Genomic DNA, 11,102 nt, shown 5'->3' with positions numbered 1-11,102 from the left:
GCGGTTAACCTAAGTCTGTAATATAGTAGGGGTGGCGATATCCCTGAAAGTAACCAAAGCCAATGAGTAGATGAAACATGTGATGAATCAATTATGTATCGGGGCCTTAATAGGTGTATTGGTTTGCGCATGTGGTACACCAAGAAAAGAACGAATGCAAGAGAAAACAGAAACACTAACCGCTGCCGAAATTTTGGGTAACCCCGATTATTTGGCCATTTCTTACGGGGGCTACCGTATGGCTAGTAGGAGTCAACAGCCTACAATAGAGCAACTCATAGAAGATATGCGCATACTCCATGCCATGGGCATTCGGGTTTTGCGCACCTACAATGTACAATTACCCCATGCGGCCCATGTGCTAGAAGCGATAGATGCCATTCAGAAAACAGATAAAGACTTTGAGATGTACGTGATGCTCGGGGCCTGGATCGATTGTAAAAATGCGTGGACAGATCAACCTGTAGACCATTCACAAGAAAGTGAGGCCAATGCGGCAGAGATAGAAAGGGCCATAGCCTTGGCGAAAAAGTATCCGCATATCGTAAAGGTCTTGGCGGTAGGTAATGAAGCCATGGTAAAATGGGCCGAGCGTTATTATGTACAGGCCGAGATTGTTCTAAATTGGGTACAGTATATCCAAGAACAGAAAAGGCAGGGCAAACTACCCAAGACCCTATGGGTTACCAGCTCCGATAATTTTGCCTCGTGGGGTGGCGGGGATCCGGAATACCATGTCCCGGCCTTGGCTCAACTGATGCATGCCGTTGATTTTATATCGATGCATACCTATCCTATGCACGACACCCATTACAACCCCGCTTTTTGGGGTGTGGATAAAGAAGATTTGGCCAAGGATAAAAAAGAAGCCTTAGAAAAGGTTATGGATCGGGCGGTCGTGTATGCCCAACAACAATACCAGCAGGTTAAAAATTATATGGAAAGTGTAGGCGCCCAAAAACCCATACATATTGGTGAGACCGGCTGGGCCAGCGCCTCTAACGGTTTCTATGGCCTAAAAGGGTCAAAGGCCACGGACGAGTATAAACAGGCCTTGTACTATAAAAAAGTAAGGGCATGGACCCAAAAACAAAAAATTAGCTGCTTTTATTTCGAGGCTTTTGACGAGCCATGGAAAGATGCCGTGAATCCAGGTGGGTCGGAGAACCACTTCGGTCTGTTTACGGTAAATGGCCAAGCTAAATATGCACTTTGGTCTAAAGTAGATTCAGCAGTTTTTAACGGATTGGGTAGAGGTGGTAAACCGATAGGGAAAACCTTTAATGGGCAAGAAAAAATGGTACTCGATGCCAGCGAAATACCCTATGCTTCCCAAGGAATAAAACCGTAAAGATTTCAGTGGGATTATTAAAAATGAAATGAAAACCAACTAAAACAAGATCCATGGAAAATGTAAGCGTTGCAAATCGTAAAAAAGTACCTTATATCAACAAAATAGCCTTTGGTATCGGTATGTTGGCCAATCAAATGTTCCCGGCCGCATTAGGGATATTTATGGTGGTATTGGTACAAGACTTGGGTTTTCCGGGTTGGATGTGGGCCGCAATTTATTTTTTTCCTAGGATTTTCGATTGCTTTACCGATCCCGTAATGGGTTTTATTTCCGATAATACCCGTTCCAGGTGGGGTCGGCGGAGACAATATGTGTTTATAGGGGCCATTTTAATGGGTGTTGCTTTTGTGGTTATGTGGCAGTTGTATCGGGAAAACGGACTCGACTATAACTTCGTTTATTTTATGTTGTGGTCTTTTGTTTTCTATTTGGGTATTACCATATTCGGGGTGCCCTATGTGGCCATGGGCTACGAGATGAGCGACGACTTTCATGAGCGTACCGAGATCATGGCCATAGCCCAATGGATCGGTCAATGGGCCTGGGTTGTTGCCCCATGGTTTTGGGTAATCATGTACGATAATTCGTGGTTCGAATCGGCAGATGTGGCCACGCGAAACCTGGCCGTCTGGGTGGGGATTATCTGTATGATATTTGCCATGGTACCGGCCATATTCATCAAGGGCAGGTCTACCTTGCATGATAAAAACATGGCAACCTTGTCCATGGGCAACCTCAAAGGGAGCTTTTCCGAAATATTCAAGGGCTTCGCAGAAGCGTTCCGAATCAAGGCCTTTAGAAAACTATGTATATCCACCTTCTTTATCTACAATACTTTTTATACGGTTTCCGCCTTTTCCTTTTTTATCGTAGTCTATCATCTATTTAATGGGGATACCGAAGCTGCGGGTATTTGGCCAACACTGTTTGGCAGTTTAGGCGCCTTGATTACCACCTTTATCGTAATACCAATAGTAGCCAAGATGTCAAAGAAAATGGGCAAGAAAAAGGCGTTTATGTGGTCGCAGAGTCTTTCGGTATTAGGGTATATTTTACTCTGGTTCCTATTTATCCCGGGAAAACCCTATATGTTCATTTTCGCTTTACCGTTTTTCTCTTTTGGAATCGGAAGTTTGTTTACCCTGATGATGTCGATGACGGCCGATGTATGTGATCTAGACGAAATGAACGGTGGAAAACGTAGGGAAGGCATTTTTGGCGCCATATACTGGTGGATGGTCAAGTTTGGTTTCGCCATAGCTGGCGGATTGAGCGGACTTATTATTTCGTTTGTTGGTTTAGATCCCGAGGCGGTCGTTCAACCGGATGGCGCCGTAAGTGGGTTACGTTTATTTTTCTCAGGTGTTCCCATTATGGGTACCTTGATAGCCATGTGGATTATGCGCGATTATGATCTTACCGAGGCCAAGGCCATGGAAATAAAGGCTGTATTGGACAAAAGGAAATCTGGTAGTTTACTAAACTCTTACTACCAGACCGACAAGCTGATGACTTTAACGGATTTCGATAAGAACCAGCCATTACCTGCGTCACACATTGATTTAAGCGGCGCGAGCGATAAAAAGATACGCTCCCTGTTTGTGGACAATCTCGATAAAGGAATGTACGGTATTTGTTTTAGCCCATATACCGAAGGCCAAGATATTGGCGATTTGTTAAGCCGTACCCAGATCAGACGTCGTATGGAGGTGGTAAAACCACACACCTCTTGGGTACGTTCTTTCTCTTGTACCGATGGTAACGAATTTATTCCAGAGGTTGCCAAGGAAATGGGACTGTCTACTATGGTAGGGGCTTGGATTGGAGACGATAAGAAAGCCAATGATAAGGAAATGGAAAATTTGGTGCAATTGGCCCAAAGTGGTCTGGTAGATGTGGCCGTGATAGGTAACGAGGTATTGTTACGTGAAGAACTAAGCGAAGCTGAACTCTTGGGTTATATGGCTCGGTTCAGGGAGGCGGTTCCGCATGTGCCGGTAGCTTATGTAGATGCGTATTATCAATTATATGAGCGTCCAAGTTTGGTTGAAGCTTCAGATTTGATCTTGATTAACTGTTATCCTTTCTGGGAAGGTTGTCATATTGATCATGCCGCAATGTATTTACAGCAGATGTATGCACTGATACAAAAGGTGGCCCAAGGGAAACCTATAATCATTTCCGAGACCGGTTGGCCCAATAAAGGCGATGCCGTTCAAGGAGCCCAACCATCCGATAGCAATGCCATGGGGTATTTTGCCCAAGTGAATTCGTGGGCCAGGGAAGAAGGAGTTCCCTTGTTCTATTTTTCTTCTTTCGATGAATCGTGGAAAGTACACCACGAAGGTGATGTAGGGGCCCGCTGGGGATTGTGGGATAGTAACGAACAACTAAAATATTAAGGCGATGTCATCGAATAGGAAAGAACGCTTTTTGGCCTTGGCCAGAAACGAATATGCTGGACTTTCGGAGGAAGGACTTCAAGAATTGGCACGGAAAACCTTGGAAAATGGAGTGCATGGTCTCTGTTTTAGCCCGTATGTAATGGGTCAGCAACCAGGAGATGTTTTAGATAAAGAGGCCATTCGTGAACGGTTGGCGCCCCTAGTGCCGTTTACTAAGGCCATTCGCTCGTTTTCATGTACTGAGGGCAATGAATATATACCTGAATTGGCAAAAGAGATGGGCTTACAAACCTTGGTTGGGTCTTGGCTCGGGCCCGATTTAGAGAAAAACGAAGCCGAAATAGAAGGTTTGGTAGCCTTGGCCAAGGCAGGTTTTGTAGATCTGGCGGCCGTTGGCAATGAGGTCATGTACCGCGGAGACCTAACCGAAAATCATTTATTGGAATATATACATAGGGTGAAAGAGGCCATTCCGCATATTCAAGTAGGTTACGTAGATGCTTATTACGAGTTTACCGAGCGACCCCGTATTACAGCGGCATGCGATGTGATTTTTGCGAATTGTTATCCATTTTGGGAAGGCTGTGATCATGACTATGCCTTGTTATATATGAAGGATATGTTCCGTCAGGCACAACGGGTCGCAAACGGGAAAAAGGTAATTATAAGCGAAACGGGTTGGCCCAGTAAAGGCACCTCCTTAGAGGGCGCTTTTCCCAGTTTTACCAATTACCTGAAGTATTTTGTAAACACCCAAAAATGGAGTGTCGAAGATGAGGTAGAGGTCTACTATTTTTCTGCCTTTGACGAAGCCTGGAAGGTTGGGGACGAAGGTGATGTCGGGGCCCACTGGGGACTTTGGGATATGGGTGGCAAGTTAAAATTTTAATCCTTTTGTTCTTGGTCCTGTTTTTTTGAGATAAGGTTTGGTTTGAAATGATTATGCTTAATTTTGTTAAAAACCTAAGCATGACCCCCCTGATAGATTATATCAAAACCTACATCACCCTAAGCCCTGAGGCAGAACAGGAAATTAGACGTATTGGCGAACAAATAGAAGTGCCTAAAGGTACCGTGCTATTGGAAGAAGGTAAAATTTGCCGCCGTATGTATTTCGTGGCAAAAGGTACTTTGCGAACCTATTTCTATCAAAAGGGAAAAGATATTACCTATTGGATCTATTTAGACGGTAATTTGGCCATTCCTTGGTATAGTTATATTCAAAGGGAGCCTTCGAGTGAATATTTAGAGGCCATTGAAGATGCCGTTTTATGTTCTTTGACTTATGACCAATGGCAAGAGTTGTATTTGGCCTACCCCGAACTTGAGCGGTTTGGGCGTTTGACCATGGAAGAGGCCACCTCCCATATCGATGAGTTTTATAAAGGTTATTTTCTGTATACGGCCAAAGAAAAATATGAATTACTTACTTATGTGTTTCCTGAAGTAACCCAACGCGCAAACTTGGGGCACATCGCCTCTATGCTGGGCATTAGCCAAGAAACCTTGAGTAGAATCAGGGCCGGCAAGGCTTAAATGGCACCAGAAGTAGTAACGAAAAAATCCCGGAAAGCTCAAGGATACACCTTTTACCTCCCGGGATAGCCACGCTACACTAAATTTTATTTGGATACTTCAGGCTGACTTAAAAAACGCGGACCACGTTAAAACCGAAATAGACCTCTTTAAACCATTGTCCCTCCGCATTCGATATAAACCCCGGGGCCAAGGTCGACTGGGCATTGGAAAATAACAATTGGAAAACATGACCTCCCGTTTCTATATCCAAACCTAAGGTGAGAGGGTCATTGAATACCGAGTCTTCATGCCGGTTAAAATTATGCACATAGTCTACATTGAGCGACATACGTTTGCTAAACTTATAGCGCCCACCCATACCCAATGCGATTTGATTGTGTTTTTGAAAAGGCTCCAGAACCAGGTTTTGCCTAACATAGGTTGGTGCCAACTCTAAGGAAAGTTTGTTGCTGAACCTACGCGAGATAAGAAGTTGGCTCGCATAACTCAAACGGTCGGCAAATTTCATCAACGGGTATTGTTCTTCCCTGAGGTCGGTACGAATATTGGCTTCACCATAGGCCACGATATTGACCGGAAAGCTTTCGGACTGCTTCTTAAGGTTGATTTTTAGATGCCCCGCATAGGTCTTTCGAATAGACTCGCGTGAGATACCGGCCTGCATACCTTTAAAAAAGCCATAGACCAATTCGATATTGGTGTTGGCATTGTCGAGGCCAAAGAAAGTGGTTAACCCATCGTTTAAGGCGCCGAACCTATGCGAGACGTTTAAATATAAGTCTCCTTTTTCGGCAATTTTTGTCGATTGGAGGTTTCCGATTTTCATGGCCTTAAAGGCGGGTTGTTGAAAGGTGACGGGTTGCGTCTCCGCCTCCAGTTCCTGTAATAGGTCTTCTTGGCCCATGGTAAATTGTACGAGGCCTAGACAAACGAATAATATAATGTTTTTGCGCATGTGAATTAGTTGATTCGTATGGTTTTATCCAGTTTTAATTCTTCCAAAAGATCATCGTAACCCATGACCCTGGCTTTAATCGTGATGCTTTCGTTAAGTTGTAATTCTTGTTGTTTTTGGGTTTCATCCCACTGGCAATAAATAGACCCGTCTAGGGTAAAGCCTTTATCGTCGCTACCGCTAACCTTTCCAGAAAGTTGAATGAACTTGCCATGCCATGCTAGGGCTTCGGTAGGCATCAATTCAGAAAACGATTGGGCGTCGCCGGTATAGGCAATGGGGGCTTCAGAAGTGGTCTCGTGCGATTGGTATAGGTACCGATATCCGAAAATGGCCACTATTATTCCCAATACTAGTAGTACTAGTCCGATTTTACTTTTTCTCGACAAGGACATAATTCAGTTTTACGGTTACCGATTTAGCGATTTTTTTACTCACGATCCCAGGGATTTTGATATTGAAATCTTCTGGCCTTATCGCGAAACTTGCCGTTACACAAAGGGTTTTCCCGTCTTTTTTAAGCTGAGCTTGGGTACTTAATGGTTTGGTTACGCCGTGTAGGCTTAACTCGCCCTCTAAGGGAAATTCTTTGGTATCATTCCCAAGTGAGGCTTTGTCAAAACCGTGTAATGTTCCCTTAAAGGTGGCCTTAGGGTACGCATCCGATTCCATGTAGTTTTCGTTAAAATGCTCTTGCATAAGGGCTACTTCAAAATGGAACGACTTTACGAACAACAGGGCGGCCAACTGTCCGTTTTCTATGTTCAGTACTGCAGTGGTACTTTTGTTATTGGCCTCTATGGGTTCAAAGGTGTCGACAGAAGCCGAAAATTCGGTTTCACCGGTTTTGGTAAAGAATTTTTGAGCTTTTACATGCCCTAAACAGAGCAAGGCGATTATAAAGATTGTTTTTTTCATGGTATATGTTTTGTGCCAAAAGTCTAGTGGGTTGACCTGAACTTCTTGACGTTTTGGTTTTAATTCTCGGGATAGCCGTCGGCAATCCATTTATCGACCAATTGACGTGTTTCCGGTGACAAAAGGCCATTTTGGGGCATGGGATTGTTGATGTTGTTCATACGACCACTCAGTTGCCCGGTTTGGCCCGAAGCTTTGGTATGCTCGTAGGTGGTAAGGTCCAATCCGGCATCCGGTGCAGGTCCACCATGACAGGTGATACAATTATTGGTCATGATCTGTTTTACATCTGCCTGATAGGTTACACGCCTCGTTATGGGTGGCAATGCACCATCATCATCGATAATGGCCGTGGTACAACCAAAGGGTAAAGACAATAGAACGGTTAGTAATAATGGTAGGTATACTCTTTTTAACATGGGTCTAGTTTTCTGTAGTGATATCCGTTATGGTGATTTCATTTTCTGATTCGGGAGCTATGGTTATCGGCCTTTGGGCATGGGTTAGATCCCCTTCAGATGGGGCTAGGTCGCCATCCATATCGGCAATAATCGTTACATAATAATCCCCCGGGTGTATGTATGTGAACAAGAATTCATTTTCACCTTGGGTCAGTACCGGAAAATGCAATAAGGTGTTAAAGGCCTCGGGGTCGCTGCTATAGAATCCTTCCGTATCGGTTAAGGGGTCCCTAGAGAGATAGACCAACAATGTTTTGTCGGCCGGTACTTGGCCTCGTTCAATCTTTACATTCAGAATACTTAGGGAAGGGTGGTCTAAAATGGTGTATGGGTCGCCCGATAAAGGAGCCATTTCAAAAACGTCGTTGTTTTCTTGCTGGGCTAGGAATGTCGCCGAGTTGGCTTCGGTAAGGCCGTTTTTTACATAGAGGTTTTCTTCAACGAACCCGTTGGCAAAATCGATTTCCACCTCATTTTTTGGGTAGTTGGTGGCTGCGGCGGCGGCCTGTGCCAATTCGGGGTGCATACGTTTGGCCCTAAAGGTCATATGTCTATTGGGTATGCGGTCACCCAGATTACTGGTATAGGCGTTGAAATAAAGGCTGTCGGTTGCTTTTGGGAAACGGTATTCCATAAACATGATGCCATCGCCCCCACGGGCATCTACAAAGCGGTAGTAATCGCTATCGGCATTGTTTTCAACCTTATCCAATACAAAGTAGCTGGTGCGGTAAATGCCATTTAAAACCCCGCCATTTCTAATCATTAATGTGCGTTTGCCCTTAAAGTTGCTGACAAAGAACGAATTGAAAAGGTTACCGGCAGACCCACCTTCGTGTATGCCAAAGGTATGGGAGGCTGAAATGGGCCTATAATCCCATCCGAACCAAGTGTAATCGGTGGCAATAACTAAGTTACGGCCTACCCAATGGCCCTGCATTTTCTGCATTAACTCAAAACCTTTGCTATTGATATCTACGGGCTCGACCGCTGTGGGTTGGCCTGGCTGAGGCTTTGGTTCGCTGCTACCGGCTATGTTTCGTATATCGTCGGTACTACATGAGGTTAGGGTGATCAAAAAAATCACCAAGAATAGGTTAAATGGTGTTTTCATGTAAAATGGATTTGCGTTTTATCGTTTTTGTTTGTTGAGATTTTCGAGCAATTTGGTATTGCTTTTATGGTGTGGTTTGGCGAACCCAGATTTCTTGGGTCGGGCTGTTCATGATTTGTTTGGTAACCAATAAGCTATCGTTTCCCTTAGGAACGATTTTGATATCGGGAACTTGGTCACTATGGGTAGCACCAGAAAGGGCATCAATAAAGTGGCCGTCTTTTTCCCTAAGGTTTTTAAAATAGAAAAGGGTGTCGGGATCACTTTCCCTTATGATTTGGGTGCCATCGTTATAATAGACCACACGGGCCATTACAGAGTCATTGGTTTTATAGATATGATATATGGCCTTATGATATGCATCTTTCACTTGCCACGTGCCATAGATTTTCTCCATGGGATTTTGGCATGCGAAAAGTATCGCGGAAACGGCGAGTAGGACAACTTTCTTTTTCATACCGGCAAAACTAATCCGATGTTCGTCTCACACTTTTGACCTAAATCAAAAAGAGGTGATGGGGCCAAAATTGATTGGGGAAACTTAAACAGGCTCTTAATTTTTACGATATCATTTTTTGACCTAAGTCAATAGGGGTTAGTTAAGAGTGAACTAATATTGCCATGTCAAAAGCAAAGCGGATCCTATGGGTATTTCCTTTATTTTTAAGGAGTATAGGTGGCGAATCATCGCTACTTTTTCTTTGTTGGTACTTGAAAACGTGGCCCGGGTTTTTCAACCCTTGTTATTAGGTTTGGCCATTAACGATCTTCTTGAAGGAGATAACCAAGGTTTGTGGTGGTTCGGGGCTTTATATATCTTCGGATTTATGGTCGGAACTGCCCGGAGGTATTACGATACTCGGGTATACACGGCTATTTATGCCAATACGGCCACGCATATGGCAACGGCAAATGGAAGCAGTGAAATGACCATCTCGGCCATTACGGCACGCAGTTCCTTAATTAAAGAGCTAGTCGATTTTTTCGAACACGATCTACCTCAGGCCTTTTCTTCGGTAATAGGCGTGGTTGGTGCAATTGTGCTTTTGGCAACCTTTCATCTGTGGATTGCACTGGGATGTTTACTGTGTATTATATTGATCTTGGCTATTTACGGTATAAGCACAAATCGGATTTACGCATTTAATGTGGGCTTGAACGATGAGTTGGAAAAACGGGTCGATGTTTTACACACCCGTGCTCCGAAATCGATTTTTAATCATTTTAGGTCTATAGCCCGTTGGATGGTTAAAATGAGTGATCTCGATACCTTGAATTATGGTTTGGTCGAGTTGTTACTTTTTGGTCTTGCGGTGTTTGCCCTGTTTATGTCGGTTCAAATGCCCAATGCCACAGCCGGAAGTATTTTTTCGGTACTCACCTATGTGTTGGAGTTCGCCGAGGGCATTTATATGTTACCCATGGTATTCCAGCAGTTGATCCGTTTACGTGAAATACGGAATCGGTTGGAAAATGCCTAATACTATTTGTTGTATCTTATGAATAAATGGAAAACGCTTTTGGCCCTGGCCCTTATGGTGCCGGCAGTAATTTTAAATTGGACTTGGTTTTGGGGTTTGTTTTTGTGGCTCGCCTTATTAAATGCCATAATAAGTGGCGAGATTCATTTTGTAGAAGCCATTTACCGAAAAGAAAATCCGAAATTGTATTGGACCATACTTTTGGTCTGGTTTGCTTTCGCCATATATAGTGTATATAATCAGACCTATTTTTTGATCTAGGTCAAAGGTATTGGTTATCGGTAGCGATAATTTTGCATAAAACATAAATCATGAAAAATTCAACATTGTTCTTTAGAACATTGGCCTTGGTGGTGTTTATCGCCGGTGGGGCGCATTTGTTCAGTTATCTTTCTTATGACGGGGAAATGGTAGCAAATGGGGCCGCTGAATCCCAATTGGAAAAAGAGATAATTACCGATGAGAAAGAAGAAAATATGTTAGTTAATGACAAGACACCAGAAAAAGATGCACTACCAGCCAAAGCTGTCGAAGTGGATAAAGAAACATTGACGGGCCAATGGAAGGTAGAGTACGATACCGAAGACTATAAAGGAAGCATTGTGTACCGCATAAAAAATGAATCGGGCAAACACAAGGCCTACACACATGAGTACAGGGACCCGGCCGGAAATGCCCAAAAGGCCGAAGGCGATTTGGTACTGGTAATCGACAGGTTTGAAGGGGAAACCGGAAAAGGAACCTATACCATCGAATACGAGGGCAAATCTTATGAAATAGAGGCCAAACTAAAAAGAGTGAATGCCAAAACTTTTACGCTTAGTTATGATTATTATGGCTATGGCGATACCGAAACTTGGAAAAAATTATAAGTT

General features: G+C 43.7%; 13 protein-coding genes. 7 read left to right on the top strand and 6 right to left on the bottom strand.

The window, feature by feature from the left end:
• The first annotated feature begins 70 nt into the window (after positions 1–70).
• From B7P33_RS00855 to B7P33_RS00840, 4 genes are all read left to right on the top strand, one after another.
• Positions 71–1,351 (top strand): glycosyl hydrolase family 17 protein, encoded by a 1,281-nt coding sequence (locus tag B7P33_RS00855; RefSeq protein ID WP_097440081.1) that lies wholly within the window; start codon positions 71–73, stop codon positions 1,349–1,351.
• Between the two features lie 53 nt (positions 1,352–1,404).
• Positions 1,405–3,756 carry an MFS transporter gene (locus B7P33_RS00850; protein WP_097440080.1) on the top strand — a complete coding sequence of 784 codons (2,352 nt, stop codon included), beginning with the start codon at positions 1,405–1,407 and terminating at the stop codon, positions 3,754–3,756.
• A gap of 4 nt (positions 3,757–3,760) precedes the next feature.
• On the top strand, positions 3,761–4,648 hold the full coding sequence (locus B7P33_RS00845) for a glycoside hydrolase family 17 protein (RefSeq protein ID WP_097440079.1): 888 nt from the start codon (positions 3,761–3,763) through the stop codon (positions 4,646–4,648).
• A gap of 80 nt (positions 4,649–4,728) precedes the next feature.
• On the top strand, positions 4,729–5,295 hold the full coding sequence (locus B7P33_RS00840; RefSeq protein ID WP_172435821.1) for a Crp/Fnr family transcriptional regulator: 567 nt from the start codon (positions 4,729–4,731) through the stop codon (positions 5,293–5,295).
• A gap of 109 nt (positions 5,296–5,404) precedes the next feature.
• Here B7P33_RS00840 and B7P33_RS00835 read toward each other — a convergent pair whose 3' ends face one another.
• From B7P33_RS00835 to B7P33_RS00810, 6 genes are all read right to left on the bottom strand, one after another.
• Positions 5,405–6,253, bottom strand: a complete 849-nt coding sequence (locus tag B7P33_RS00835) for a DUF5777 family beta-barrel protein (RefSeq protein ID WP_097440077.1) — start codon at positions 6,251–6,253, stop codon at positions 5,405–5,407.
• 5 nt (positions 6,254–6,258) lie between these two features.
• Entirely contained in the window at positions 6,259–6,648 is a 390-nt protein-coding gene (locus tag B7P33_RS00830) for a hypothetical protein (RefSeq protein WP_141402361.1), read from the bottom strand.
• Positions 6,626–7,171 (bottom strand): YceI family protein, encoded by a 546-nt coding sequence (locus tag B7P33_RS00825; RefSeq protein ID WP_097440075.1) that lies wholly within the window; start codon positions 7,169–7,171, stop codon positions 6,626–6,628. The genes B7P33_RS00830 and B7P33_RS00825 overlap by 23 nt, the downstream gene beginning before the upstream one ends.
• A 59-nt stretch (positions 7,172–7,230) precedes the next feature.
• The gene (locus B7P33_RS00820; RefSeq protein ID WP_141402360.1) at positions 7,231–7,590 is read right to left on the bottom strand and encodes a cytochrome c; all 360 of its coding nucleotides are present in this window, start codon (positions 7,588–7,590) and stop codon (positions 7,231–7,233) included.
• A 4-nt stretch (positions 7,591–7,594) separates the two neighbouring features.
• A complete protein-coding gene (locus B7P33_RS00815; RefSeq protein WP_097440073.1) occupies positions 7,595–8,746 on the bottom strand; it encodes a hypothetical protein in 1,152 nt (383 codons plus the stop codon).
• Between the two features lie 64 nt (positions 8,747–8,810).
• Positions 8,811–9,143 carry a hypothetical protein gene (locus tag B7P33_RS00810; protein WP_097440072.1) on the bottom strand — a complete coding sequence of 111 codons (333 nt, stop codon included), beginning with the start codon at positions 9,141–9,143 and terminating at the stop codon, positions 8,811–8,813.
• A 247-nt stretch (positions 9,144–9,390) separates the two neighbouring features.
• On the opposite strand from B7P33_RS00810, the gene B7P33_RS00805 reads away from it, so the two are divergent.
• From B7P33_RS00805 to B7P33_RS00795, 3 genes are read left to right on the top strand one after another with little or no spacing between them, the layout of a single operon-like run.
• A complete protein-coding gene (locus tag B7P33_RS00805) occupies positions 9,391–10,227 on the top strand; it encodes an ABC transporter six-transmembrane domain-containing protein (RefSeq protein WP_097440071.1) in 837 nt (278 codons plus the stop codon).
• Between the two features lie 18 nt (positions 10,228–10,245).
• On the top strand, positions 10,246–10,488 hold the full coding sequence (locus tag B7P33_RS00800; RefSeq protein WP_097440070.1) for a hypothetical protein: 243 nt from the start codon (positions 10,246–10,248) through the stop codon (positions 10,486–10,488).
• A gap of 50 nt (positions 10,489–10,538) precedes the next feature.
• Complete coding sequence (locus B7P33_RS00795) at positions 10,539–11,099, top strand: hypothetical protein (RefSeq protein WP_097440069.1); 561 nt, start codon at positions 10,539–10,541, stop codon at positions 11,097–11,099.
• Positions 11,100–11,102: the final 3 nt, after the last annotated feature.

This window comes from Sediminicola luteus, from assembly GCF_002514735.1.
Lineage (GTDB): Bacteria > Bacteroidota > Bacteroidia > Flavobacteriales > Flavobacteriaceae > HQA918.
Note: the sequence above shows the minus strand (reverse complement) of the source record. Positions and strands in the feature narration are given on the sequence as shown.